Below are 24352 nucleotides of genomic sequence, written 5' to 3'. Positions count from 1 at the left end.
GGAATGGTCATTGTACAGGACCGGGAAGGTGATATCTATGAGCAATTTGCTGTTATTCCGGAAGCAGGGGCCGATTTACTAATCCGGGTAAGGACCAACCGGACATTAAAGGATAAAACAAAGTTATTCAGTTGTTTGTCAGATCATCCGGTGCAAGGCACTTATGAACTGGTTGTGGATGCTAAAAACGGCAGGAAGAAGCGAATTGCCCGAATGGAAGTCCGGTATAGAGAAGTGGAAATTAAGAGAACGTATGGTAGCAGCGAAGGAGTAGTTCCATGGGTTAAACTTTGGTTGGTAGAAGCAAAGGAAGTGGGTTATGAGGGATCCGATAAGATATGCTGGCGTTTGTTAACCACCCTGGCTGTTGAAAGCGCGGACATGGCAAAAAGTTGCATTGAGTGGTATAGCTGGCGGTGGATGATTGAAGAAGTATTTAAGATACTGAAGAAAGAAGGTTATAACATAGAAGCATCGGAACTGGAATATGCTTCCTCTGTGCGAAAGATGTGTTTACTGATTATGGAAGTGGTCATTAAACTGTTCCTGATGAGGTTGTCTTATGCAGAACCTGAAGTCGCCCTTGGGGCAGAGGCTTGTTTTAGTGAGGATGAACAATTGTTTCTGGAACACCAGATTATACGACTGGAAGGCAAAACGGAAAAACAAAAGAACCCATACAGAACTCAGGATTTAAAAAGGTTTGTATGGGTTATTGCAAGAATGGGCGGATGGAAGGGCTATGAAAGTAGAAAACACCCTGGTATTACGACCCTTTGATTGGAATACAATACTTTAAAGCTGCTTTCGATGCATGGATGATAATGAAAAATGTGTCCACACGATAGGTCGCATGGCGGGACGGGCTGCAGATTCACAATTGACGTATTGTACTGATCAAATATAAAAACCCAACAATTATGAGTAAACAAGTGATTGCTGTCATATTGGGTGGAGGAGCCGGCACGAGGTTGTACCCCCTTACCGCCAGTCGCTCCAAGCCTGCTGTACCCATTGCCGGTAAGTACCGCCTGGTGGATATTCCTATTTCCAACTGTATCAACTCGGGCATCAACCGGATGTTTGTACTTACACAGTTCAATTCCGCCTCCCTCAACAAGCATATTAAGAATACTTACCATTTCAGCATATTCAGCAGCGCCTTTGTGGACATCCTGGCCGCCGAACAAACGCCCGACAACCCTTCCTGGTACCAGGGAACGGCCGATGCCGTACGCCAGTCACTGCGCCACCTCAATCAGCATGAATGTGAGTATGTACTCATCCTGTCGGGCGACCAGCTTTACCAGATGGATTTCCAGAAGATGCTGCAAAACCATAAGGATACCGGAGCTGATATTTCCATCGCTACCATCCCCGTGGTGGCAAGGGAAGCCTCAGACTTTGGCATTTTAAAATCTGATGAAAATAACCTCATCACTTCATTCATAGAAAAACCCAAGAAGGAATTATTACCCGATTGGGCCAGCGATACCGGTGAAGAAATGCACGCCAAAGGAAGAGATTACCTCGCTTCCATGGGCATCTACATCTTTAACCGGAAATTGCTCAATGACCTGTTGATGGATGTGTATAAAGATTGTACCGACTTCGGTAAGGAAATACTGCCCGGTTCCCTGGAAAACTACAAGGTGGCCAGCTACCAATATGATGGTTACTGGACCGATATTGGTAATATCTACTCCTTCTTTGAGGCCAACCTGGCCCTCACCGATGAGATACCACCTTTTAACCTGTTCGACAATTCCAATGCCGTATATACACGCGCCCGCATGCTGCCCCCGGCAAAGATCAGCGGTACCACCCTGGAGAAAGCCATTATCTCCGAAGGTTGTATCATCAATGCCAGCCGTATTGAACACAGCGTAATTGGCATTCGCAGCCGTATTGGTTATGGCTCTACCATTGTGAGCAGCTACCTCATGGGTACCGACTACTACGAAACCATCGAGGAAATGACCCATGCACAGGAGCGCGGATTGCCCACCCTGGGCATTGGCGACCGCTGCTATATCAAAAACGCTATTATTGATAAGAACTGTCGCATAGGCAACGATGTACGCATCAATGGCAGCGATCAATTGGAAAATACCGACCATTCTCTTTATACCATTAAAGATGGTATTGTAGTGGTGAAGAAGGGAGCCATCCTGCCCGATGGATTTGTGATCTAATTCAAGAAAACATTTACATAATAAAACAGGCTGTTACACCACCCATGTGACAGCCTGTTTTCATGTCAGCCAATCTTTGATCAAATCCAGCCTGTTAGGAATCGTGGCTATCGCTGACCTGTGTACGACGTATAATTACGATCGGCTAAAGTGTTTTTTGTAGCGTATTGACCAAAAGCAAAAAATAGTAAGATTTTATTGCTTATTACTACAACATAACAAGTGCATCGGTACTTTTGCACCACTCTCCGCAATTCTCCTCCTGGTTATTTCTTTTAGTAGCATTGGTTAATCAACCAATTTCCTCCATGGGCTTATTGTGCCCGTCCTGTCGTCAACCGGCAACGGTTGATCATTTCCTTCATTAATCATTCACCTGGACTTCTGGCAACCACCTTACGCCAGAGGAGTATATGTATTTCCCGGGACCAGCTATCCGTCCCGGCCAAGTACTTATTGTTTAATCCTAAACCATTTATTAATGAAAAGCTTTTCCTTTTCAATGGCATCCCTATGCATGCTAATGATCAGTTACCAACTTACTGCCCAACGCATTCAGGTAGGGCCGTTTAATGCTACCGCTTTTTCTAATAATACCCAATCGGGTTCCGTTTCATGGAGTAATCCACACCATGCTGCCGTGCCGGATAATAACCGCGCACAAGCTACACAGGTATTGAGCCTCTTTGCTACAGTCAACACCAACTACCTCCTGGCACAAGGTTGGGGAATTGCTATTCCCGAGGCGGCCACCATTAGTGGCATATCCATCGATGTAAAACGCAGCGCAGCCGGTATCAGCCTTGGCGGGGCTGTAAAAGACAACGTCATTAAATTGATAAAGAACGGCAGCATCACCGGCACCAACAATGCCAGTTCCACAGCCTGGAGCATTTTTGATGAGTATATTACTTATGGAAGCCCTACCGACAACTGGGGCCTGTCGTGGACTCCGGGAGATATCAATGCAGGCAATTTTGGAGTAGCTATCGCAGCTTCCTTACAGGCAGGCTTACTAAGCATAGCTTTATCAGCCCGCATTGACCATATCACCATCACCGTGTATTACCTAAATCCTACTACATTGCCAGTTACACTGGAACGGTTTACCGTCACAGCGCGTAATGCGACAAATATCCTTAATTGGGCTATGGCTGATTACGAAACAGCAGCCCGGTGTATGGTCAATAGGTCGGTCGATGGCAGCACCTGGCATACCTTCGCAACCATCCATCCCCAGCCCAACCAGTACACCTATACCTTTACTGATCAAGCGCCACCGCCGGGTACCGTTTATTATCAACTGGCCATAGAAAGTGACGATGGTAGCGTCACGTATTCGCGTGTGCAACGGGTGGTACGTCAGGCCAGTAATATTCGTTTTTATCCCAATCCGGCTATTAACACCATTACCATTTCAGGTAGGCGCTATTCTCCCATCATTGTGATCCGCGATCTGCAGGGAAGATTGATCAAGACCCTTTTCCTGGATACAGCTGTTTTGTCCGCACAGCTTTCCATTAGTGGTATCCCTCCCGGCCACTACCTGCTCGAAATTGATGGCCATGTATCACGGCTGCAGGTGGCAGCACAAACAAGATAAAGGACAGGACGGACATAATACAAAACTCGAAAGGGCCGATCTTTTGATCGGCCCTTTTTGCAACGCCCATCCAGCGTCCTAAGCATCCGCTGGGCTCCAGCAACGGTCCCGCTTGGTGACAACTTGACCCACCTTTGAGGTTGATATATGACAAATAATTAGAACTGGTTAAAATTTCTTATCATAAAAGCCGACCATGCCCGTTATAAACAGGCAACACTTTCCTTCATCCTTTTTGGTTTACGTTGATCTGTAGCACTGTTTCACACATTTATTTCCTGCAAGGGCTTATAATGCCCACCTTATCCTTAACCGGTACCGGTTAATCATTTCATTCATTCGTCAAAAAACGGGTGTCCCAACAAAGCAGGTACGTTGGGATGACCTTTCTATTACCCAAGGACCGCCAACGCTCCTGGTAACGTAACTATTTGTTGAATCCTAAACCACATTTTATGAGAAGAGCTACTCTTTTTATGGCATTCCTATGCCCTGTATTCACCTGCCACCTCACTTTTTCACAATGTATTCAGTCAGGCCCGTTAAGCCCGACCGTTTTTCTGATAACAATAGTTCTGGTACCGTTGCCTGGATCACTCCAGCCAATGCTGCCTTATCCGATAACAACTCTACGCAGGCGTCAGTGGTATTGTCGTTACTGGCTTCGGCAAGTACCCATTACCTCCTGGTAGAAAACCCTGGTTTTTGATACCGGCAGGCGCCGCCATTTGCGGCATAACCGTAACGGTGGAACGTAGTACAGGGGGATTAGCCTGGGCGGATCTGTAAAAGACGCCACTATAAAACTGGTCAAAAATGGCATCATCAGCGGTGTCGACCATGCCAGTGCCGCAGCCTGGCCTGGCAGTGATGCCAATGCCAGCTATGGAGGGGCATCGGATTTGTGGGGACTAGCCTGGCTACCGGCTGATATTAATGCAGCCAATTTTGGAGTGGTCATTAAAGCATCGTTAACCGCAGGGGTAGCGAGCGTGGGACTAACAGCCAGTGTTGATCACGTAACTATTACCGTGTATTACCAAAACGCTATCCTGCTGCCTCTTGTGGTTGAACAATTTGCCGTCACCACTAAAACCGGCACACCCACTGTTACCTGGACTGTTACGGCATATGAAGGCCTTGCTAAATTCCTGGTGGAAAGATCGGCCGATGCCAGGACCTGGGAGGTCATTAAGGTATTACCGAACCTGACATCTAAAAGGGAATACAATTATGTCGATCTTAATCCATTGCCTGTAGATAGTTATTACCGGATTGCAGTAGAAAACGAAGAAGGGAGCCAGGTTTATTCATCCATTAAAAAGTATCCCCACAGGGTAATGCACTCAATATATACCCCAACCCTGCAACAGGTGTCCTTTATATTCGCGGCAAGCGGCATACGGCCAGTATTGTAATTAAAGACCTAACCGGAAGACTTATCAGATCGCTGACTGTTGATCCACGTTTATTGCTGGTGCAGGTGCCTATTACAGACCTGCATCCGGGCATATACCTATTGGAGATAAATGGAACAACATTCAGGATAACCAAAGAATAATGAATTGTCATTCATGTAGGGGATGTGGGTGATGGATAATTGTATTAAATACATTACCTGCACCCCCTGCATGAAATATGCTTTACCCAAGTGGGCTGAAAATCAATGGCGGACAGTTGAAATAAACATAGTATTTTTATAAGTATTATGCTCGACTACATCCTGCTAAATAAAAAGAAAGCCTGGGGGTTAGTGATCTTCTTCCTGGCCATTTTTATAGTCCTGACCATTGCAAATAGAACACCCTTTGAGTTCGGTCTGCAAAAGATCTGGACCAATATTGTAGTGAGCCTGGCCCTTTCCTTTTTGGATACCTGGTGTTTTTATTCGGCGCCTTCATTGACTATTCCAGGGCTACTGCTCTTTTTGATAGTCCGCCCTTTAAACTGCTCCTTGATAAAGGATTTAAAACTGAGCTGACTGCGGTGAGATCAAGATTCCTTTTGCCGGAAAAAGGATTGCTGGAACTGTTGATGGCTTTCCCGTTAAAATAGGTGGCTCTGCCAAACGTTTCAGCATATTCATTGGCGTCAATGAACGGATCACTGATCGCAGGACAAAAAAAGAACTTGTCGACCTGCTAAAGCCAAAGGGCTGAAGTTCGAAGAAATATTTGTTGAAACCCTGGTCGTACCGGGCAATGCAGGCAGCGATAATGGATATGTACTGCACCTGCTGGAAGACAGGATCGCCTTCCTGAAAGTAAATGGCTTTGAACCGCGCGATTAAAACTACTTCCACCTGTCATTTTCTTTGCGTATTTTACTGGCCAGTCATTATGCTGCGTACAACAAAATTATTGTCTGCATTAGTCCTCTGTTGCCTGGTGGCTTTTTCCTGCCAGCAACCTACTCATCCCAATAGAGTAGTGGTTATTCAACCCCTGGGCGATTTTCCTTCGACCCAGGTAGCCACCTTGTTGCGGGAGCTTAAGAAAACCCATCCCCATATCATCACCCGGACAGCCATTCCGTTTCCTGCATCCTCCTGGTATGCGCCGGGAAACCGTTACCGGGCTGATTCGTTGATCAAGTATTTAAACCGTTTGGGCAATGCAGATACTGTGATCATAGGGCTTACCAATAAGGATATCAGCGTCACAAAAGATACCATTAAAGATTGGGGTGTTATGGGCTTTGGGTACAGTCCAGGTAATGGTTGTGTGGTATCTTCCTTCAGACTAACCAGGGGCAGCCAACAGGATCAGTTTTATAAAGTAGCCATTCATGAACTGGGGCATACCCAGGGACTGCCACATTGCTCTGTTAAAACCTGCTTTATGCGCGATGCCGAAGGCGGGAACCCTTTGGATGAAGAAACAGACTTTTGTACCGACTGTAAATCATTCCTGACCAGCAAAGGCTGGCAGTTAAAATAGAAGCCCTATGATCAGGAATGTATTACTTCCCTTACTATTGATACTCCTTGCCGGAGTGACATTTATTTATTGCTGGTACGAACCATCACCAGCCTCTTACATAGGAATACCCGCTTTTGCAGTCCTGGGCTTTGGAAGCCTATACCTTTCCTACTATATTGGCTACGCTTTATTCCCCGACAAGCGAAATATCCCATTGCCACCATTTCCAGGAATTATAGCCTTAAGAAATAAGAAACAGTCAAGTGCCTGGACAAAAGGTAGCGTAATTGGGCTATTATTAACATTGACCTGTTGGATCGGATTTTGGATTGCAGTGCCAAAACTGATCGATCAATACAAATCATACCATATTCATCATTACGGCCAATACAATAAAGCCCTGGTAACAAATACAGGATATACAAAGGGAATCGGTGATTATGCGGAGTATGAATATATAACTAGGGAAGGTAAAAAGTACAACGACCGCACAGCCCGTGGTATATTGGTTGTGGGTGATACCCTTAGCATAATTTATTCCACTGAACGGCCCATTATTAATGAAGTGATCAAAACTTTTCAATAAAACGAGGGTATCATCATTTAATGGGCGCAATTGAAGATTGAATAGTAATTTCAATTTTCTATTATTACACACCTCTATGAACCAGGAATTAAATGCCTGCATCGTTTTGAAGTCCCCGGTATCGGGCGTTCGATATGCCCTTCAAAAATGGAGTGGTACCCAATACGAAGTTGTGCAAGCTATTGAAGCAGCTGGGCACGACCTGCATTTTAAGTTCCCCTGAAAGTAAAGACCGGCAAAGACAGTCTACCCGATTTTGCAGGTCCCTTTGCGCAAGGCCCTGTCGGAGAAAGGTTTGTTTATATAGATATCGGTACCGCGGCGAGACAATTTACCTCACCCTGGAGCCGGCGCTTAAAGATCCCTTTAAGAGGTATTACATGGGAAATGATCCAGCAGGTAAATGATAATCCTGGTGATATATTACAGACTTCAGTTCCCGGAACCGGCAAGGACGGCACCCCTAATTGTGCTACCGTGAAACCCTTTGCAGGGTGGGTAGTAGTTACTCAATCCTAAATTAAACACTTATGCAAAACATAGAAACCACTACTTTATATCGCCCCGTTGGTCCAGAAGAATTGGCACTGATTGAAGAATCGGGTTGGATAAAATTCCCTCCTCGTTTGCTTCAGCAACCTATTTTTTATCCTGTCATGAATGAGGAATATGCCATTCAGATCGCCCGTGACTGGAATGTACCTGCTTCAGGATCAGGATTTGTAACGAAGTTTCAAGTCCGAACAGATTATGTCACAAAGTTTCAGGTGCAAAATGTAGGCGGGGAAATTCACAATGAGCTTTGGGTACCGGCTGAAGAGCTGGAAGAGTTTAACAGCAATATCATAGGGAAGATTGAAGTGACAAAATCTTTTGTTTAAGTAAATCTGGCTGAACACTCACACCACATTCCACCACGGCTTGTCTTCGTCCTTACCCCTGAATGTTGATCGGGTGGAGCAGGAGCTAGCCCATTATCACTAACCGTAGGAACCGCTTCTTTAACCAGGTATTGCAAACGCCCGGTCTTGAATAGTTCATTGATCTGCTGTGCAAACCTGGCGCCCTGTGCAGGCTTGATCGTTTTTACAAAATTGGCATAACCTATTACTACATTGGCTGGACTGGCCTGCCCCGGCATCAGTTCTGTGGCATCTTTCGTTTGCAGTTGGTGCAGCAGGGCCCTGAACTGACGCAACTTCTTTCTGTCAATACCCAACCGTTCATTTACGATTAGTCCTGTTACTTCCTGCCTGGCTCCCTGGTGCATGATCCGGATCTTTTCTGGGTGCACCGTAAATCCTTCATCCGTCAATATCTTCTTGATGCGCCATACCATTTGTTGTGTATTGATATCCGTGTTATTCCAGGAAAAGCTCACATCATCGGCATAGCGTGTATAACTACAATCATGTTTTGTAGCCAGCCCTTGCAACCGAATATCAAGCGAATAACAAAGTATATTTGTAATGGCCGGACTGGTAGGCGCCCCTGTGGTAAAACCCGTTGGCCCTTTTGTACAAAATAATCCTTTCCATCAATCCCCACTTCTTCCGTCACCGCTTCTGTACACAACAAGGCCAGTATAGTGGCTATTTTTTCTGCATATCCCAATTCTTGCAACAAGCCCTTTACCCGTTTGAAATGAATGGAAGGAAAGAAGTCTTTCATATCCATATTCAATACCGTCTTTTACCAACATGGTGCAAGGCATTGCTGATGATGGAACGCTTGGGCGCAAAGCCATGCACCGCCTGGTGTACCGCCACCTTGCTAAGGATCAGCTCTAATATCCGGTAATGTACCTTTTTCAACCGCGGCATGGGAGCCGAGATCAAACGCTTGCCACCCGATTTCTTAGGCAGGTAGAATTTCCGGTAATGTGTTATAGGCGATACTTTGCGTGAGAAGGCCAGGAAACGCAATTCTTTCAGCGTAATGCCCAGAGCTGTAGCCAATTCATTTTCATTGGCAAACACTGGCAGCTGGTGCTTTTGTAAAGCTGCCAGATTGCTTTCTTTGTGGTTAAGCCCTATAGAAACATCCTCACCCAGGTAAATGATCTCAGTTGATTTCTTGTGCTGCCAGGCTGCTGCTTTTTCGAGCCTTTGCAAAGCCCGTTTCTTTTATTCTCTTGCTGCTTTGCCCTGGCTTCGGCCATCCGTTTCTGCCGCATGGCCTTCAATACTTCCTCTTTTTGCTGGTACATGCGGCGCTCCTCAAACAAGCGACGGAACTCATTATTCAGTTCCACCTCTTTTTTGATCAGTAGCTCCGGTACCGAAGGCGATGCATCACTTTTAGGCCAAAAGCCCAGGCGTTGCATTTCTTCCAATACCACCATATCCTTGGAACCTTCGCGGATGCGGTCATCTAAATCGCAATTGCTCAAAGGGAAGCGGTTCACGGCTCAATTCCCGCAACCGGTATACCCCGGTTAAGATCATAGATCACCCGCCCGGCCTGTGTATAAGCACTTAATGCGCCGTCACTTTAGCAGTATCTATTCCTAACTTTTGACCAATATGCGCTGGCGTAGCCAGCCATTCTTTTGCAAGGCCCCAAACACCTGCTGTTTCGTAATATCATCTACCGTAAGTCTGGGCGCCAGCAGGTCAAAATTACCGGCGTGGCTCCAGTCGTTATTCGTCCATCCGCTTAATCCCAGCGTAAAATTCATATCTCCCAGATCCGCAATATAGAAGGCCGGTAAACCCGTGCCCAGCAAATGAACTGTAAACTTGTTGGCTACCGGTATCAGCCTTTCCAATATCAACAATCTTCTTCGGCCCCAGGTTCTTATTTCATGCTTGCTATTGCCTGTATAGATACTGCGTGTGCAGATGATCTCCTTGCCCCAGGGCTCCAGGACGATCTTGACCGGATGCCCCGGCTCCAGCACATAACGCATTGCCCTGGGCCTATGCTTTTCTTTAAAGCGGCGCAGCAACAGGCAAATGCTGTAAATATCCATGGGATGCAAGTCTACCTGTATCGTAGGCAGCGTCATGGCACTGCTTACCTGCAAAAATCCCCGTACCCAACTTTCCGGCAGGTCGATCTTTTTTCCTTAAAGGACTCCTCTTGCGTAGTTTGCACCGTAAAACCGGTAGGGTCTACCTTCAACTCCGTTTCCTTATAGTCCCGTATCTTTTGAAATTCTTCATACAGCCCTGCCGAATAATCAACATTCGTGGTGCCGCATTTATAGTCATTCACCTCCTTAAACACATTGTAATTGCAGCCCAGCTTTCCATACGTCGATTCATCTTCACTGAAACATTCAAAGAACAATTCATCAGGATGGATCGTGATCACCGGATCCAACACAAACCACATATCCTTGTCCTTCTCGTATAGGTAGTTGTAATATTTCCGCCGGGCTTTGTAGAAGGGCGCGAATAACTTATCTTTTTCAACCGTAATCGCCGCTAGCTCTGTTTTGATGCTGGCCATTCGGCTAGTGGCCGCCTGCTCATCATAACTGGCCATAAACTCAGCCAGGAATAGCGCTTCGTTTTGCGCTACCCATTCCTTATAATCCGTTTTGTCCTTAGGTTTGAACCGCAGGTCACTCATCACTACATCATGTAGCGCCGATATAGCTTCCCGGAATGCCAGCTTCTTGTGCAGCTTGCCAACAAACCAGGCGCTTTCACGCAAAGTATCCGGAGCAAACGACACCCCGTTGTTTGCGAGGTACTTGTAACCTTGCTGCTGCCTGCAAAGCGATAATTGAATAACATACCTACCGTTTATGATTCTGCCATTCTTGTTACGAATGGCTTTAGGGTTAATGGTGTTTCTACTTCATACAGCGATTTCAGCTGCAACAATACTTCTATACATTTGGCCTTATCCCCAATAGCTCCCGTGGCCGATACATCCGAAAGAATGCCGCTAACCACTTTGGCCGCTTCGCCCGATTTGCGGCCTTCAACCAGTAAAAATTGATAGATCCTGTTCTTTGCTACCCGACCTTTATTAACCCGCGTTAATACTGAGCGAATATAGAATTCCAGCGAACTGATCTTGGCCACATCATCTGCTGCAAAACGTTCCAGGTAATTCGTGGCAAATAATTGCATTTTCTCACTGGGGTGCTGACTCAATTGCAATAGGTATTGCAGCCCATGTTCACTGTCAAAGAATCTGGTGATCAGTTCCCGTCCAAATGCCTCTACGTCCGGCTTGACCGAATCGGCCAGCGTGATCAATGCTTCCGGTGTCCAGTCAGTAGCTGTAAACTGCTCCCGGAAATACTGCATCGCAAATTGCCGCGTATCCTGCCACTTGCTGTCCAAAAGTTTCACTGCTGCTTCCTTTTCATACCGGATGCGCGACGCCTGTTCCCCATAAAATTTCCAACTCCAGTTACGTACGTTGAGGTTTTCATGACCTCCCAGGGCAATCACCTGTGGGATTGTCAACTGATCCGGACTGGTATATTTTTCAAGGATCACCACCCCAACATCCTGCGCGGCTTTGTAATTGCCGTATAAGAGATTCAGTGCTGTTTCCTTGTTGGCATTTTGCAGGTAATCACTCAATTCATTACACAACAACCTGCTGGTATCTGCATGCAGCCCCTCGGTGGTTTCTTTACGCAGCAAGGATGGCATCAAAGTTGCGGCAGCCAGGTGCCCAAAGGTTTTTTCATCTTTTGCCAGGCGGCCAATGAGCGGCGCTAACCCCTGCCGTACATCCCGGTAGGTGGAATAACAAGCAACAATGATCGCTTCCTGGTGCTTTAACAATTCCGGACTACTTACCAACTCAAGCAATGAAATACCCGCTGCCCGTACAGCCGCATCATCACGCCGCAGCAGGTCAAACAAGATCGACTTGTTCAGTGCATCGGCATTGGTCTGTTGCCGTTGCAGCTTTAATAGTTTTAAGCCAAACAATACAACCGGTCCCTGCGTATGCTGCAACAGGTCGCCAATAATGGCCAGCGGTACTTCCTGTATTTCCGTATTGAACAATTCAATCAACCCATCGCTGGCGCCATTGATCCTCCTTGCCATGAGTTCATGAGGCAACGTATGGCTGATCATCTCAGCAATGGCTTTGCCTACCACGGCTTTTCTGATATCGGAGTTTATCGTTCGGCTGCGGATCAACTCCCAGGCCCATTGCCTGATATCGCCATGCTGAACAAACAACAGGTCCTTGATAAAATCACTTTGCTGGAAATATTCAACCTGTCCCGCAATGGCCCATTCTTTTCCTTTATGGCGGGCTTTTTCAACGGATGAATTAAGCATCGCCGTTACCAGTTCCCCTGGAGCTTGCAGGTAGGCATACTTTTCTGTTACCAGCGTATAACCAAATTCAACTGGCAGCTCAAATCGCGATAACAACAACCGCTTGTATACCGGTACATCCAATTTCCCTTTGATTTCCTGATACTGCGGATGGATCGTCAACGCCCCCTGCGCAAACTCATGGATCTCTTCCAATTCGGCCTCTATCAATAATTGAAGAAACGATTGCGGCAGTTGATTCCACAAATGCAGGAAAGGCGTACCATTTTCATTACTTGCCGCAGCAGCCGCTGACGGTGTAGCGGCGGGTTGGGTAGTAGAAGCCGCTTTCTTTTGGCCAAATATACCGATCAGCTTTTTCAGTAAGCCACCCGTCTGTTGATGACTACTGCTGCCAGATGGCCGGGAACTCCCGCTGGTTTTTGCTGCTGATCTCATCTGCCATAACTGTCCTTTTATCAATGACAGTTCGGGATGTTCCCCGCTAAGCAACTCATGCAGGAATACCGCCCGCGCATTTTGCGGATAGCGGGTTTCTATAGAAATATAACTGCGGCCATTCCATTCACTGCGGCTGGTAGCAAAGGCCTCTTTAAAATCCAATTCTTTTTATAGGCGATCAATAACGCTGTGGCCAGTTTCACATAATCCGTATTGCCTGTATTGCCCAGCAATTTCAACCGGCGCCGTATACGGCGGTGCAGGTACCAACGTGTTTTTTGCGAATAGGCCAGGCGGCTGTTCTTTCGTTTTAGTTCTTTATGTGGATTGATAAGATCATCCACTTCATCAAGGTCTATCTCCGTTTCGAGGTCTTTCCTGATACATTGTGCGTAAACATTTCAGTTTCCCGTTCCAGCCTGCAGCCCAATAACCCCGTTATTTCAAAATCATCCAGCAACTCTGCCGATTTATAAATGGCCCGGATATGCTTAAAATAATTAGGCTGCAGTGGTGCCTGCAATACCATCTTTTTTGAAGAGGGGGCGAAGCCACCGCTGCTCTATAGATATCAAGTAGAGGTTCTCCAACCATCCATATCCGGAGGCCGCTTGCTGTAGATTTTCCGTCAGCAAGGCTTCCAGCGTATTGGCCTGGTTTTCCTGGATGGCTGTTTTAATGCCTTCCGGTAATCCCTCCAGGTATTGCGTCAGGTGCTGGTTCCGGTCATCACCGCTAAGCAGTACAATCAATCCGGCGCCGGCCATCCGCCGCACCAGCGAAGAGGGGTGGTCTTTATGAATGGAGGGCAATACTTCCACCGCTGCTGCATGACCGCTTCGTATGAGCGCCCAGGTACAAACGTATTGATGAAGCGTATCACCTTTTGAGAACAATTGAATAATAGCAGGCCCCGCTTCTTTAATTCTGTATTCACCCGCTTTCCATATTACCCGGCTCAACTTCCAGGGCTTTTGCCTGCGGTTAGCATTACCCTCTACCGCCTGTTGCAATCGTTACAAAATGGCCTTGGGCCGGCCTTCGGGCAATAAACTCCCATTAGCAATAAGCGTGGCTGATGCAGGAATAGTCAATGAAAAGAAGAAACACTGGCGCCAGGAGCCTGGCTGCTTTCGCTGCTGGTATAACCTTTACTTATTTTTCTTCGGCTACACTGGCGTAGATCTTTTCTGCTTCGGACAACGATACCGGCACAGGCGTTTTACTGCCTTCCTTTAAAGGAGCGCTCCGGCGCCCATAACGGAAGTTCACCACATACTTATCATTGCCTGCATCACAGAGATCGATCTCATATACTTTATCCGAATTTCCTTCCTTAAAATAAAGGGCAATTTGTTTAATCAGGCGCATGGATCAGGTCATGAATAAAGGGGAGGGAAGGTAGATAAAAATATTGTTTTTCGTATATTGAGTATTTATTATACCATACATAAAATCAGGAACCTATGCCATCATCCAGCCTGTTTCAAATTTCCTCTTTCATTCTTACATGCCTTATCGTTCTGCTCATAGTCGTATTTTATGTTTGGGGCTATCAATTAAAAATGAAAAAGGTTAAAAACAGCCAACCTACAGCGATGAGGGCTTTGGCGCCATACAGGGATCCTTACTCGGGTTATTAGCCCTTTTGCTGTCGTTCACCTTTAGCATGTCCAGCTCCCGCCACGACAACCGTTATGAAGTAATGGTGCAGGAATCCAATAATATCGGTACCGCCATCCTGCGGGCCGACCTCTTCCCGATTCCATCCGCAACCTATACCGGGTCCGGTTCCGGGAATATGTCAATGCACGCATTAACCTATACAAGGCCGGCATTAACCGCCAACAAAATGAAGATGCCCTACTACAAACCAATAAAACCGGCAACCAACTCTGGGCCATGGCCGCCCTGGCTGCCCAAAGCCCCGATATCGTTACCCGCAACAGCGGGTCCCTCATGGTCAATGCCCTCAACCCCATGATCGACTCAGTAACTACCCGCAAAGCCTCCCGCCAGGCCACTATACCCGATTCCATCCTTTTCCTCCTTTTTGCCCTTTGCCTCGCCTCCGGATTCATTGTAGGTTATGGCAGTAAAAAACAATCGACTGGATCATGGTAGCAGGCTTTTCCCTCATGATCGGCGTTACCATTTTTCCATCCTCGACCTCGATCGGCCCCACCGGGGCTCATTACCCTCGACAGCGCCCAGCAAAATTTTATAGACCTCCTGGACCAGTTGAAGCCTTAAAACCGGCCAATTCCCCGTTAAACCCAATCCATGCTACCTTGACCCCCGCTTGCTTACTACCTTTAAACCCTGTTCCTTTTCAACTTTTAACCGTATCAACTCGTCAACTGTGTACTGATTACACAATAAACCCCTATCTTTCCGCTGCCAATAACAAATAACGATTGCTATGGAACCTGTTACACCCCTTACATTGGACACCGAAACGGCCAAACAAGCCAGGCCACGCGTCAACTTCTGGGCCATTTGGAATATGTGCTTCGGTTTCTTTGGTATCCAGTTTGGCTGGACCCTCCAAATGAACAATATGAGCGCCATCTATGAGTACCTGGGTGCTAAACCTGAACAAATTCCGGGTTTATGGCTGGCTGCTCCTATGACCGGCCTCATCATTCAACCCATTATTGGCTACCTAAGCGACCGCACCTGGCACCCCGTTGGGGCAGACGCCGTCCTTATTTCCTGGTGGGCGCCATCCTCAGTTCCCTCGCCCTATTTGTAATGCCCAATTCCCCCACCGTATGGATGGCAGCTGGTACCCTCTGGATACTCGATTCCTGTATCAATATCAGCATGGAGCCCTTCAGGGCCTTTGTAGCCGATAACCTCAATGATAAACAACGCGCTTTTGGCTATGCCATGCAAAGTATGTTTATCGGTGCCGCATCCTTTATCGCCGGTTTTTTGCCTTCCTACCTCGTTAAATGGTTTGGTATATCCCGCGATCATGCAGGTGGAGGCATTCCACAAAACATCATGTGGTCATTCTATATCGGTGGTATTATGTTTTTTGGGGCTGTATTGTATACCGTATTACGCAGCAAAGAATACCCGCCCCGTGATCCCAACTGGAAACAAAAACTCAACGCACAACATGGTAGGGGTTTCAGCGGGGCCGTAAAAGAAATAACCCATTCCATCCTGAACATGCCCCTGCAAATGAAAAGACTGGCCCTCGTACAGTTCCTTACCTGGCCCGGCTTATTCCTGATGTGGTTTTATTATTCAACCGGCGTAGCAAGGGATATTTATAAAGGAGATCCCACTTCCACCAATACCGGCCTGCGCGATCTATTTACCAAGGGTATAGAACATGCCGGCGCCACTTCTTCCATTCTCAACCTCGTTACCTGCATCTTTTCCTTTTCCCTCCCTTTTGGGTAGGCAAATTGGGCAGGAAGATGACCCATACCTTTTGCCTCCTGATTGGTGGCGTTGGGCTCATCTCTGTTAATTATATCACCAATCCTTCCATGCTCTATGTATCCATGAGTATGGTGGGCATTGCCTGGGCTTCCATCCTGTCCATGCCCTATTCCATGCTGGCGGGTCACCTGCCCGAAAATAAGATCGGTATCTATATGGGCATCTTCAACTTCTTCATTGTGTTGCCCGAAATACTAGCCTCCTTATTCTTTGGCAAGATCATGGAAAACTTCCTCCACAATGATCGCCTCATGGCCGTACAAATAGGAGGGTGGTTGCTCATCCTTGCAGGTTTTGTTTGCGCCCTGATCGTAAAAGATAAAATGAAAGAAGATCTATTGTAGTTAAAATCACTTGTATAAAATGTCATTTGCTCATTGTTCCGCTCACAGCTCGTTGGCCGCAGCTCGCAGCTTTTTCTTGATCGTTTGCCTGTTACTGGCAGTACAACTTGCATTTTCACAAGACACACCCAAAGTATTCCCTACCCATTGGTGGACCGGCATGAAGAACAACAAACTTCAATTAATGGTATACCATCCCGATGGCCTCACCACATCCAAAACTGCTGTGGTATCCAATAGCCCTGATATCAGGATATTGAAAACCCATAAAGCAGCCAATAACCATTACCTGTTTATTGATGTGGAAATACCCGCCAATGCCCGGCCGGGTATAAAGAACATCAGCATAGCCAATCCTTTATTGCGTGAAGCCTATGCCATCAACTATGAGCTGAAGCCACGCAGTAAGGAAAATGGTAAAACAAGGATCAAAGGCATTACCAGTGCAGACCTTATCTACCTCATCATGCCCGACCGCTTTAGCAATGGCGATCCCACCAACGACCGCATAGCCGGCATGAAAGACCAAAGCCTTAACCGCACTAAAATATTCGACCGTCATGGCGGCGACCTTAAAGGCATAGAGAACCACCTGGATTATTTGCAAGACCTGGGCGTTACCGCCCTTTGGCTGAATCCTGTATTGGAAAATGATATGCCCGAACGTACCGAGCATGGTTATGCTGCTACCGGTCATTATACCATTGAGCCCCGGTTGGGTGGTGCTTCAGCTTATCACTCCCTGTCCAATGCTTTGCACAAGCGGGGCATGAAACTGATACAGGACGCCGTTTACAACCATGTAGGCATCGAACATTTCCTGTTCCGCGACTTACCCGATAGTACCTGGTTCCATTTTTGGCCCACCTATACCAATACCACTTACAAAGACCAGGTATTGATGGACCCCTATGCTGCTGCCATTGATAAAAAGAAAATGAGCGATGGTTGGTTTGTACCCTCCATGCCTGATCTCAATCAACAAAATCCTTTTGTAGCCAATTTCCTTATACAACATGCCATCTGGTGTACCGAAGAATTTGGCCTCGATGGCTGGCGCATTGATACCTATGCCTATAATGACCTGGCCTTTATGAATCGATGCAACAAGGCCCTTCTGGATGAGTATCCCCAGCTCCATATCTTCGGCGAAACCTGGGTGCATGGCATTCCCAATCAAACCTTCTTTACCCAGAACGTATACCAGGTTCCTTTTAAGAGCAACCTGCTGGCTGTGACCGATTTTCAATTGAACTTATATGGCATTGTTCCAGCCCTTAACCAGGCTTTTGGCTGGACCGAAGGTGTCAACCGCCTGTACCTCACCGCTTCCAATGATTTTGTGTACAAAGATCCCATGAAGCAGGTGATCTTTTAGACAACCACGATCTGAGCCGTTTCCTGTCAGTAGTAGGCGAGGATGTTCAAAAATTAAAAATTGGCCTGGCCTGGCTGCTTACTTTCAGAGGCGTGCCCCAATTGTATTATGGTACCGAAGTAATGATGAAGAACTTTGCTGATCCTGATGGTCTCGTACGCCTGGATTTTCCCGGCGGGTGGTCGGGCGACAGCGCCAATAAATTTACCCCTGCTGGCCGTACCCTGGCCGAGGACAGCCTGTTCAATTATACCCGCACTTTGGCCAGGTTTCGCAAAACCTCTTCTGCTATTAAAACCGGTAAGCTCATGCAGTATGTGCCCGAAGAGGGCGTATATGTTTATTTCCGGTATGATGCCCGGCAAACCGTTATGTGCATCATGAATCCCACCGATAAGGAAATGGAGCTATCTACTGCCCGCTTTGAAGAAAGATTGAAAGGCTTTGCCAAAGCAAAAGATATCATTACCGGTCAGTCCGCTACCATAACTGATAAAATGAAAATACCAGCTAAAACCCAATTGGTATTGGAACTGATTCCCTAAGTACCTTCTTTTCCAGTCAGATCGGGTGTAGTGCAATTCATCTATACACCCAGGACCATGTAGTAAAAATACACAACATATACCCCATTGCTTATAAATAAAAGGCGCCTCATCAATGAAGCGCCTTTTTCAGCATCTATATTTTAGCCAACAATTTTACCCGAAACCTCGCAGCTCCAGGTTGGATGCCTACAGCAGTATCTGCGGTATCAACCGTTTTCCTTCATCACCCCAATTTTTCATAATATCTTTCAACTGTACCTGGAAGGCTTCACCAGTCAATTTTTTGCCTTTTTGGGAGCCTGCAGGTCTTTGTCTGATATGTCAATCAATTCAAGTTTTGTAGCATACCAGGTAGCATGCATACGGGGAATGGCCAACCCAAGGATCATGCCCGGTAGTCCCGTAAAAGATTCAGGGCCGCCGGAAGGGATGATCTCATCCGAATAAAACGCAATCACAATGATCGAATCCATAATCTTGCCTACCGCCTTGCGACAATCAAACCCGGCGATCTTCCGTATCTCTGATCCTATCTTCCAATCTATTTTGCGCAGGGGATTGGATAGCAGGTACAGGTCGTTCATGATATCCTTTTGCGTAGTAGAACTATCAGTCTCCAGGTTCGTTTGGATCGTATTCTCTGCTATAAATACACCCCATACCTTGTTTTGACGTGTTTCTGGTTCCCGGCCATTCTTATAAACCGAAATACCATCTTTGAAGTATAGGTCAAAATAAGCCGTATGGAATTTGGGCGAATTTTTTTCATCATATCATCCCACATACTCCCTTCTTCCAGGAAAGCATGCTGGTTTGTCTTGCGCTCAAATTCTATTTTCCCATGCGTAATATATTGTTGCGCCTGTGATGCCGAAGAGGCTGCCAGCAAGCAGAATATAAATATGATTGATCTCCTTTGCATATAATTAGTTTGTTGTCGTTATTAAAATTAAATACTTCCTTTCGGTCTTCCCGACTTCCGGACTTTCCGTCTTCTTCACTCCTCACTAGCCATTCTTTACCATCCCATCGGTTTCCCGTTCTTGTTGAAGTTCCAGATCAGCGTTAACATGAAATACCGGCGGAAGGTATCATACGTGCGCTCATTGATAAAGTTGCTGTTGATGCTCCGGTTAAAGCCTATGTTTTGGTCCAGGATATCAAAAGCTGAAAACCGTATGCGGCCCGCATCATTTTTCAGCACCTTTCTTTCTATCCGACCATTCAATCTTACCACATTGTTATTCCGGTCAAAGTCACTGGTCTTTTGACGAATATTCACACTCACATCGCTGCCAATTTCCAGTTTCCAGGGTAAAAACAGGTTCAGGTCCGCATAATATTCTTGTGTCCAAAATTTAGTCACCATGTCTGGACGAAGAGAGGATTTTGACTCATTGTACCTCAATTCCGGGCGGATGCTAAACTGGTATTTCTTTTCCTTTGTTTCCACAGATTGATACCAAAGGCTATACTGTAATTGTTATTGGTATTTTCTTTACCGTCGATGAAGTTGATATTCCGGCTCTTACTGAATTCAACGTTCGGACCTACCTGTGCATCGATCAGTTTCACCTTCTTGTTGTAATCAAACCAGCCATTGATATTGTAATTGCCATTGACATTCACTGGGGTAGTGATACGCGTTCCATCCTTGATAGACGTCATAGAACTGAAGTCGTTTTGCACCGTAGAAAAGCTCATGCTCATATAAATACCCCTTTCCGACAATATCTTGTAGTTATTATAAGAGATATTGAACCGCTGGCGGAAAGCTTGCTTCAGATCAGGATTACCCCTTCTGATATTGGACTGATCACTATTATCGGCTACCGGCTGTATCTGGTCAATATTAGGCGCCTGTGTACTACCATTATAATTGAAACGCAAACTGCCATTCGATCCCAGCGTCCAGGTTATATTGGCCGAAGGGAAGAAATTGGTAAAACTGTATTTTACATCCTTCGTTGTTTTCAGATCCTTGCGGGTAAAATCGGCCCGGGCTATATTGGCCCCAAAGCCAAAAGAGATCCGCTTGGGTTTGGCATAACGGTAATTAATGCCGGCCGATTGGTTCAATACATTGAACGCATAATCATTACTTAAACTGTCTACAACGTCATCGTACTTAGGGCTGCTGGGGTCCAGTTTTCCCAATGCTGTTCTGCGCGACTGACGGTGGTTATTGCTCAGCCCATAATTAAATTCCAACAATGCCCGCTTCGTAAGCGGTTCCGTATAAGATACCTTGCCACTTACCAGCGAAGTAATATTGTCATTCAACTTTTTCTGGTCAACCAGTTGCTCCGTTTTGTTGCCATTACTGTCAAAGTATTCATTTTTAGCCAACAGGAAACCTTGCGACTCATTCTCTTTATAGTCCTGGTTGAAGTTAACCGAGATCGTTCTGCCCTGCTTTTTAAATTTCTTACGGTACAGGAGTGTAGAGTTGAAAGCCTTATTTTCACCAATAGAGCTGGTACGTTGGTCAATTGTACGAACCGGCTTGCCATCTTCATCCAGCCATTCCGTATTACTGATATTGTAACTATTGGTTTTACCCGAAGAGCCGCCTGCAGTAATTTTAAGTGAGGATGATGAGTCCAGTTGGATCTCATACATCCCATCCACCCGGTGGCGTTCCTTGCTGGTGTAGTTATTGCCAAATTCATTAACGTAATACAGTGTATCAGGCAGAATATACTTGCTCGTATTCCGGCCATTGGCTTCCGTATTTATTTTATTGAATTTGTAACTACCGTTCAAATGCAATTTGTCCTGGTTCCATTTGTTGGAGTAATGTATACCTGCTGCCCACCCTTTGGGTAAACCTTCACCCCAGTACGAGCCGCCATTATCAAAATCATCTCCACCGCCTCCCATCATGATATACATACCGCCATCATCACTCATCCCCGATTCCATACCGGAATTGCCGCCATAGTTCATCCTTTCATTCCAGTCAAGCCCCGTTTTTCCGGTTGTCGACATGATGCCGAATGCCGAGAATTTACGCTTGGCCTTAAAGGCATTCAACATCCCACTGTTATTCCAGTATTTATCACCATTACTACCTGCCTCCAACTTACCGAAATACCCTTTTTCTTATCCTCCTTTAATTTCAGGTCAATCGTCTTCGTTTTTACCCCATCATCAACACCTGTAAAAGTGGCCTGGTCACTCTTTTTATCAAATACCTGCACCTTATCCACCGCATCCGATAATAGACCACGTGTGGCAATCGTAGGATCATCACTAAAAAATTCCTCCCCGTCTACCAGTACCTTTTGTACCGTTTCTCCTTGTGCCGTGATCTTCCCATTCCGGTCTACCTGCATACCCGGTAGTTTTTCAACAGGTCTTCCACCGACGATCCCGCCTTCATATAAAAACTATCCGCTTTATATTCTATGGTATCTCCCTTAATACGAATCGCCCCCAATTTGTGAGAAACCACCACTTCCTGTAGCAACTGGCTTTTCAGGATCATCCCTATTTTACCCAGGTTTATTGGGGAAGCATCTTTCACTTCAATTTCATCCAGGTAATCCGCATACGCAGGGTGCGTCACCATTAAAACAAATTTGCCGGGAACAAATTTCGTGAGCGTGAACTGACCACTCTTATCAGTTCGGCCAAAAGTAACCAGCACAGAGTCTGATTTTCTAAGTAAGGCTACTACACTATTCGTAAGATTTTTCTTTTCACTGGTATCAATGATGGTACCTTTAATAGTAGCTTGTTGTGCAAATAAGGAAGAGGCTGATACAAGAAGTACCAATAAAATCAACGTTAGTTTTTGCATCGGGTCTTTGCTGGGTTAATTGTGATTTGGCTAAGTTTTGCTGATCAGTGTTAATTAAACATTATTTCTATACGCTGAACCTTAGTAAAACTACACGCGCGGGCACCTGCGTCAAATCAAAATCTACAAGCCGGGAACCTCTATCTGCAAACAGGGCAAAAGCATACGCAACTTTGACGTACCAAGTACCGGAAAAAGTTGGGAGCCTGGCCGGAAATCTGGAAAGAGATATTGAAGGCTGCTAAACTTGCGATCTTTCCGCCTTCCTGACTTTCTTTCTTTTCCGCCGCAAAAATCTGGATAATCATCCTTATCTTAAATGCTTTAAATCCCTTTTAACATTTTTCAGTGACCACCGGTCAAACACATGGTTCAACGGACAAACTAGGATGCATTTAGTTTAAGAATCCATAAATAAGATCAAAAAAGTATACACGTGGCAAAAGAACAGAAGTATGAGGACATTCATTTTGTAGACAGTACCCGTCCTGTATGGAATTATTCACTGTTTACCGAAGAAGATATTGAGAATTTTCAACAGGGTACCCATTACCGGTTATACGAGCTGTTTGGCGCACGCGGGATCACCGTACTGGATAAAAAGGATATTACTTTGCCGTATGGGCTCCCAATGCTACCTGGGTTTCCGTAACCGGTAACTTCAACGACTGGAATACCCAGTCACATCCCCTGTACGTTCGACTGGATAATTCAGGCATCTGGGAAGGATTTATTCCCTGGTTGCCCAAGGGCGAAGTATATAAATACCATATTCATGGTTTCCGTGGCCGTAAAATGGATAAGGGCGATCCTTATGCCAATTTCTGGGAACGCCGCCCCGATACCGCTTCCATTACCTGGGAACTGGGTTTTCATTGGAACGATACAAACTGGATGAAAGAACGGGCTGCCCATAATAGTCCACAAGCCCCCTGGAGCGTATATGAAGTACACCTCGCCAGTTGGATGCGCCCTGATCCCAACGATGAAGAACGCTATAATACTTATGACTTCTTCCAGGAGCGACTTGTAAATTATGTAAAGAGATGCATTTTACACATGTTGAGCTGATGCCCATCACCGAACATCCCTTCGATGGCAGTTGGGGTTACCAGGGTATAGGCTTTTTTGCCCCCACTTCCCGATTTGGCGATCCCCAGGGCTTCATGGCCCTGGTAGATGCCTTTCACCAGGCAGGTATTGGCGTCATCCTCGATTGGGTGCCTTCTCATTTCCCCTACGATGCCCATGGCCTTTTTATGTTCGATGGAACCCATACCTATGAATATGCCGATATGCGCAAGGGATTTCATCCTGACTGGAATAGCTATATCTTTAATTACAAACGGGGCGAAGTAAAATCCTTCCTCATCAGCAGCGCCCGGTTCTGGCTCGATAAATTCCATATCGATGGTTTACGGGTCGATGCCGTGAGTTCCATGCTTAAACTCAATTACTCACGCGAAGAAGGGGAGTGGGAGCCCAATGAATTTGGCGGTGATGGCAACCTCGAAGCCATTGCATTCATCAAAGACCTCAACGAAACCACCTACCGCGATTTCCCCGATATACAAACCATCGCCGAAGAAGCTACCGACTGGCCGGGCGTTTCCAAACCCACCTTTATGGATGGCCTCGGTTTCGGCATGAAATGGATGATGGGTTGGATGCACGATACCCTCGATTATTTTAAACTCGATCCCATCGAGCGCCCCTACCACCAGAACAAGTTCACCTTTTCCATGATGTACTATTATGATGAGAACTTCATGCTCCCCTCAGCCATGATGAAGTAGTACACGGCA

At 46.1% G+C, this 24352-nt stretch carries 36 protein-coding genes and 2 pseudogenes; 21 read left to right on the top strand and 17 right to left on the bottom strand.

Annotated features, from left to right (window positions below; all coding sequences use genetic code 11):
• Positions 1 to 3: 3 nt before the first annotated feature.
• The 6 genes from RS881_RS31450 to RS881_RS60165 all read left to right on the top strand — a co-directional run bounded on the left by RS881_RS31450 (position 4) and on the right by RS881_RS60165 (position 5359).
• Entirely contained in the window at positions 4 to 780 is a 777-nt protein-coding gene (locus tag RS881_RS31450; protein WP_315814374.1) for an IS4 family transposase, read from the top strand.
• Between the two features lie 140 nt (positions 781 to 920).
• Positions 921 to 2195: a glucose-1-phosphate adenylyltransferase gene (locus RS881_RS31445; protein ID WP_315814373.1), complete on the top strand. Its 1275-nt coding sequence runs from the start codon at positions 921 to 923 to the stop codon at positions 2193 to 2195.
• A 481-nt stretch (positions 2196 to 2676) separates the two neighbouring features.
• A complete protein-coding gene (locus RS881_RS31440; protein ID WP_315814372.1) occupies positions 2677 to 3798 on the top strand; it encodes a T9SS type A sorting domain-containing protein in 1122 nt (373 codons plus the stop codon).
• A gap of 523 nt (positions 3799 to 4321) precedes the next feature.
• Positions 4322 to 4507, top strand: coding sequence for a hypothetical protein (locus RS881_RS31435; protein ID WP_315814371.1), 186 nt, complete (start codon positions 4322 to 4324; stop codon positions 4505 to 4507).
• A 193-nt stretch (positions 4508 to 4700) separates the two neighbouring features.
• On the top strand, positions 4701 to 5216 hold the full coding sequence (locus RS881_RS31430; protein ID WP_315814370.1) for a hypothetical protein: 516 nt from the start codon (positions 4701 to 4703) through the stop codon (positions 5214 to 5216).
• The gene (locus tag RS881_RS60165) at positions 5150 to 5359 is read left to right on the top strand and encodes a T9SS type A sorting domain-containing protein (RefSeq protein ID WP_350340265.1); all 210 of its coding nucleotides are present in this window, start codon (positions 5150 to 5152) and stop codon (positions 5357 to 5359) included. Before RS881_RS31430 ends, RS881_RS60165 begins: the two co-directional genes overlap by 67 nt.
• A 405-nt stretch (positions 5360 to 5764) precedes the next feature.
• Here the strand turns inward: RS881_RS60165 and RS881_RS31425 are convergent, their stop codons facing one another.
• Positions 5765 to 6100, bottom strand: a complete 336-nt coding sequence (locus tag RS881_RS31425; RefSeq protein WP_315814369.1) for a hypothetical protein — start codon at positions 6098 to 6100, stop codon at positions 5765 to 5767.
• 58 nt (positions 6101 to 6158) lie between these two features.
• Here RS881_RS31425 and RS881_RS31420 point away from each other — a divergent pair, with 58 nt between their 5' ends.
• The 5 genes from RS881_RS31420 to RS881_RS31405 all read left to right on the top strand — a co-directional run bounded on the left by RS881_RS31420 (position 6159) and on the right by RS881_RS31405 (position 8186).
• Positions 6159 to 6737: a matrixin family metalloprotease gene (locus RS881_RS31420; RefSeq protein WP_315814368.1), complete on the top strand. Its 579-nt coding sequence runs from the start codon at positions 6159 to 6161 to the stop codon at positions 6735 to 6737.
• A 7-nt stretch (positions 6738 to 6744) separates the two neighbouring features.
• Complete coding sequence (locus tag RS881_RS31415) at positions 6745 to 7305, top strand: hypothetical protein (RefSeq protein ID WP_315814367.1); 561 nt, start codon at positions 6745 to 6747, stop codon at positions 7303 to 7305.
• 76 nt (positions 7306 to 7381) lie between these two features.
• The gene (locus tag RS881_RS31410; RefSeq protein WP_315814366.1) at positions 7382 to 7528 is read left to right on the top strand and encodes a hypothetical protein; all 147 of its coding nucleotides are present in this window, start codon (positions 7382 to 7384) and stop codon (positions 7526 to 7528) included.
• The gene (locus RS881_RS60160; RefSeq protein WP_350340264.1) at positions 7525 to 7824 is read left to right on the top strand and encodes a DUF5990 family protein; all 300 of its coding nucleotides are present in this window, start codon (positions 7525 to 7527) and stop codon (positions 7822 to 7824) included. The genes RS881_RS31410 and RS881_RS60160 overlap by 4 nt, the downstream gene beginning before the upstream one ends.
• Positions 7825 to 7835: 11 nt before the next feature.
• Entirely contained in the window at positions 7836 to 8186 is a 351-nt protein-coding gene (locus RS881_RS31405) for an ADP-ribosylation/crystallin J1 (protein ID WP_315814365.1), read from the top strand.
• Here the strand turns inward: RS881_RS31405 and RS881_RS31400 are convergent.
• From RS881_RS31400 to RS881_RS31350, 11 genes are all read right to left on the bottom strand, one after another.
• Positions 8183 to 8767, bottom strand: a complete 585-nt coding sequence (locus tag RS881_RS31400; RefSeq protein ID WP_315824662.1) for an RNA-dependent RNA polymerase family protein — start codon at positions 8765 to 8767, stop codon at positions 8183 to 8185. The two genes, RS881_RS31405 and RS881_RS31400, sit on opposite strands and share 4 nt — an antisense overlap.
• Positions 8683 to 8988, bottom strand: a complete 306-nt coding sequence (locus tag RS881_RS31395) for an RNA-dependent RNA polymerase family protein (RefSeq protein ID WP_315814364.1) — start codon at positions 8986 to 8988, stop codon at positions 8683 to 8685. The genes RS881_RS31400 and RS881_RS31395 overlap by 85 nt, the downstream gene beginning before the upstream one ends.
• A complete protein-coding gene (locus RS881_RS31390) occupies positions 8985 to 9419 on the bottom strand; it encodes an RNA-dependent RNA polymerase family protein (protein ID WP_315814363.1) in 435 nt (144 codons plus the stop codon). Before RS881_RS31390 ends, RS881_RS31395 begins: the two co-directional genes overlap by 4 nt.
• Complete coding sequence (locus RS881_RS31385) at positions 9338 to 9697, bottom strand: hypothetical protein (protein ID WP_315814362.1); 360 nt, start codon at positions 9695 to 9697, stop codon at positions 9338 to 9340. The genes RS881_RS31390 and RS881_RS31385 overlap by 82 nt, the downstream gene beginning before the upstream one ends.
• 117 nt (positions 9698 to 9814) lie before the next feature.
• A complete protein-coding gene (locus RS881_RS31380) occupies positions 9815 to 10315 on the bottom strand; it encodes a hypothetical protein (protein ID WP_315814361.1) in 501 nt (166 codons plus the stop codon).
• Positions 10316 to 10323: 8 nt separating this feature from the next.
• Positions 10324 to 10989, bottom strand: coding sequence for a hypothetical protein (locus tag RS881_RS31375; protein ID WP_315814360.1), 666 nt, complete (start codon positions 10987 to 10989; stop codon positions 10324 to 10326).
• A gap of 71 nt (positions 10990 to 11060) precedes the next feature.
• Positions 11061 to 13175 carry a hypothetical protein gene (locus tag RS881_RS31370; protein WP_315814359.1) on the bottom strand — a complete coding sequence of 705 codons (2115 nt, stop codon included), beginning with the start codon at positions 13173 to 13175 and terminating at the stop codon, positions 11061 to 11063.
• Positions 13109 to 13357, bottom strand: coding sequence for a hypothetical protein (locus RS881_RS31365; RefSeq protein WP_315814358.1), 249 nt, complete (start codon positions 13355 to 13357; stop codon positions 13109 to 13111). Before RS881_RS31365 ends, RS881_RS31370 begins: the two co-directional genes overlap by 67 nt.
• Before the next feature lie 11 nt (positions 13358 to 13368).
• Positions 13369 to 13536, bottom strand: a complete 168-nt coding sequence (locus RS881_RS31360) for a hypothetical protein (protein WP_315814357.1) — start codon at positions 13534 to 13536, stop codon at positions 13369 to 13371.
• Positions 13514 to 14026, bottom strand: coding sequence for a hypothetical protein (locus tag RS881_RS31355; RefSeq protein WP_315814356.1), 513 nt, complete (start codon positions 14024 to 14026; stop codon positions 13514 to 13516). The genes RS881_RS31360 and RS881_RS31355 overlap by 23 nt, the downstream gene beginning before the upstream one ends.
• A gap of 142 nt (positions 14027 to 14168) precedes the next feature.
• Positions 14169 to 14384, bottom strand: a complete 216-nt coding sequence (locus RS881_RS31350; protein ID WP_315814355.1) for a hypothetical protein — start codon at positions 14382 to 14384, stop codon at positions 14169 to 14171.
• 531 nt (positions 14385 to 14915) lie between these two features.
• Here RS881_RS31350 and RS881_RS31345 point away from each other — a divergent pair.
• The 7 genes and pseudogenes from RS881_RS31345 (at position 14916) to RS881_RS31315 (ending at position 18739) form a co-directional block, all read left to right on the top strand.
• Positions 14916 to 15137: a hypothetical protein gene (locus RS881_RS31345; protein WP_315814354.1), complete on the top strand. Its 222-nt coding sequence runs from the start codon at positions 14916 to 14918 to the stop codon at positions 15135 to 15137.
• 298 nt (positions 15138 to 15435) lie between these two features.
• Positions 15436 to 15768, top strand: coding sequence for a hypothetical protein (locus RS881_RS31340; RefSeq protein ID WP_315814353.1), 333 nt, complete (start codon positions 15436 to 15438; stop codon positions 15766 to 15768).
• Complete coding sequence (locus RS881_RS31335) at positions 15732 to 16430, top strand: MFS transporter (protein ID WP_315814352.1); 699 nt, start codon at positions 15732 to 15734, stop codon at positions 16428 to 16430. The genes RS881_RS31340 and RS881_RS31335 overlap by 37 nt, the downstream gene beginning before the upstream one ends.
• Before the next feature lie 17 nt (positions 16431 to 16447).
• Complete coding sequence (locus tag RS881_RS31330; protein ID WP_315814351.1) at positions 16448 to 16816, top strand: hypothetical protein; 369 nt, start codon at positions 16448 to 16450, stop codon at positions 16814 to 16816.
• Between the two features lie 76 nt (positions 16817 to 16892).
• Positions 16893 to 18194 carry an alpha-amylase family glycosyl hydrolase gene (locus RS881_RS31325; RefSeq protein ID WP_315814350.1) on the top strand — a complete coding sequence of 434 codons (1302 nt, stop codon included), beginning with the start codon at positions 16893 to 16895 and terminating at the stop codon, positions 18192 to 18194.
• Positions 18195 to 18205: 11 nt separating this feature from the next.
• Positions 18206 to 18271, top strand: a pseudogene (locus RS881_RS31320) (hypothetical protein); the annotation flags it as partial.
• 15 nt (positions 18272 to 18286) lie between these two features.
• The gene (locus tag RS881_RS31315; RefSeq protein WP_315814349.1) at positions 18287 to 18739 is read left to right on the top strand and encodes a cyclomaltodextrinase C-terminal domain-containing protein; all 453 of its coding nucleotides are present in this window, start codon (positions 18287 to 18289) and stop codon (positions 18737 to 18739) included.
• A 278-nt stretch (positions 18740 to 19017) separates the two neighbouring features.
• On the opposite strand, the gene RS881_RS31310 is transcribed toward RS881_RS31315, so the two are convergent.
• The 5 genes from RS881_RS31310 to RS881_RS31290 all read right to left on the bottom strand — a co-directional run bounded on the left by RS881_RS31310 (position 19018) and on the right by RS881_RS31290 (position 22523).
• Positions 19018 to 19452, bottom strand: a complete 435-nt coding sequence (locus RS881_RS31310) for a GLPGLI family protein (protein ID WP_315824661.1) — start codon at positions 19450 to 19452, stop codon at positions 19018 to 19020.
• Between the two features lie 308 nt (positions 19453 to 19760).
• Complete coding sequence (locus RS881_RS31305) at positions 19761 to 20111, bottom strand: hypothetical protein (RefSeq protein ID WP_315814348.1); 351 nt, start codon at positions 20109 to 20111, stop codon at positions 19761 to 19763.
• Between the two features lie 35 nt (positions 20112 to 20146).
• A complete protein-coding gene (locus RS881_RS31300) occupies positions 20147 to 21826 on the bottom strand; it encodes an outer membrane beta-barrel protein (protein WP_315814347.1) in 1680 nt (559 codons plus the stop codon).
• Positions 21775 to 22080: a hypothetical protein gene (locus RS881_RS31295; protein ID WP_315814346.1), complete on the bottom strand. Its 306-nt coding sequence runs from the start codon at positions 22078 to 22080 to the stop codon at positions 21775 to 21777. Before RS881_RS31295 ends, RS881_RS31300 begins: the two co-directional genes overlap by 52 nt.
• Positions 22071 to 22523 (bottom strand): peptidase associated/transthyretin-like domain-containing protein, encoded by a 453-nt coding sequence (locus RS881_RS31290; protein WP_315814345.1) that lies wholly within the window; start codon positions 22521 to 22523, stop codon positions 22071 to 22073. Before RS881_RS31290 ends, RS881_RS31295 begins: the two co-directional genes overlap by 10 nt.
• Before the next feature lie 460 nt (positions 22524 to 22983).
• Between RS881_RS31290 and RS881_RS31285 the strand changes: the two genes are divergently transcribed.
• The 3 genes and pseudogenes from RS881_RS31285 (at position 22984) to RS881_RS31275 (ending at position 24343) form a co-directional block, all read left to right on the top strand.
• Positions 22984 to 23199 (top strand): hypothetical protein, encoded by a 216-nt coding sequence (locus RS881_RS31285; RefSeq protein WP_315814344.1) that lies wholly within the window; start codon positions 22984 to 22986, stop codon positions 23197 to 23199.
• Between the two features lie 11 nt (positions 23200 to 23210).
• Positions 23211 to 23618 (top strand): annotated as a pseudogene (locus RS881_RS31280) (1,4-alpha-glucan branching protein GlgB); the annotation flags it as partial.
• On the top strand, positions 23618 to 24343 hold the full coding sequence (locus tag RS881_RS31275; protein ID WP_315814343.1) for an alpha-amylase family glycosyl hydrolase: 726 nt from the start codon (positions 23618 to 23620) through the stop codon (positions 24341 to 24343). The pseudogene RS881_RS31280 and the gene RS881_RS31275, both read left to right, overlap by 1 nt.
• The last annotated feature ends 9 nt before the right edge of the window (positions 24344 to 24352 follow it).

Origin of the sequence: Paraflavitalea speifideaquila (genome assembly GCF_032395985.1) — a bacterium.
GTDB lineage: Bacteria > Bacteroidota > Bacteroidia > Chitinophagales > Chitinophagaceae > Paraflavitalea > Paraflavitalea speifideaquila.
Note: the sequence above shows the minus strand (reverse complement) of the source record. Positions and strands in the feature narration are given on the sequence as shown.

Bases quoted from the DNA above. Each gene is read 5' to 3' on its own strand.
- RS881_RS31345 (WP_315814354.1), top strand. From the start codon at position 14,916: ATGGCCGCCCTGGCTGCCCAAAGCCCCGATATCGTTACCCGCAACAGC.
- RS881_RS31330 (WP_315814351.1), top strand. From the start codon at position 16,448: ATGACCCATACCTTTTGCCTCCTGATTGGTGGCGTTGGGCTCATCTCT.
- RS881_RS31295 (WP_315814346.1), bottom strand. From the start codon at position 22,080: ATGCAGGTAGACCGGAATGGGAAGATCACGGCACAAGGAGAAACGGTA.
- RS881_RS31380 (WP_315814361.1), bottom strand. From the start codon at position 10,315: ATGACGCTGCCTACGATACAGGTAGACTTGCATCCCATGGATATTTAC.
- RS881_RS31305 (WP_315814348.1), bottom strand. From the start codon at position 20,111: ATGGTGACTAAATTTTGGACACAAGAATATTATGCGGACCTGAACCTG.
- RS881_RS31415 (WP_315814367.1), top strand. From the start codon at position 6,745: ATGATCAGGAATGTATTACTTCCCTTACTATTGATACTCCTTGCCGGA.
- RS881_RS31410 (WP_315814366.1), top strand. From the start codon at position 7,382: ATGAACCAGGAATTAAATGCCTGCATCGTTTTGAAGTCCCCGGTATCG.
- RS881_RS31340 (WP_315814353.1), top strand. From the start codon at position 15,436: ATGGAACCTGTTACACCCCTTACATTGGACACCGAAACGGCCAAACAA.
- RS881_RS31450 (WP_315814374.1), top strand. From the start codon at position 4: ATGGTCATTGTACAGGACCGGGAAGGTGATATCTATGAGCAATTTGCT.
- RS881_RS31435 (WP_315814371.1), top strand. From the start codon at position 4,322: ATGTATTCAGTCAGGCCCGTTAAGCCCGACCGTTTTTCTGATAACAAT.
- RS881_RS31440 (WP_315814372.1), top strand. From the start codon at position 2,677: ATGAAAAGCTTTTCCTTTTCAATGGCATCCCTATGCATGCTAATGATC.
- RS881_RS31350 (WP_315814355.1), bottom strand. From the start codon at position 14,384: ATGCGCCTGATTAAACAAATTGCCCTTTATTTTAAGGAAGGAAATTCG.
- RS881_RS31405 (WP_315814365.1), top strand. From the start codon at position 7,836: ATGCAAAACATAGAAACCACTACTTTATATCGCCCCGTTGGTCCAGAA.
- RS881_RS31445 (WP_315814373.1), top strand. From the start codon at position 921: ATGAGTAAACAAGTGATTGCTGTCATATTGGGTGGAGGAGCCGGCACG.
- RS881_RS31275 (WP_315814343.1), top strand. From the start codon at position 23,618: ATGCCCATCACCGAACATCCCTTCGATGGCAGTTGGGGTTACCAGGGT.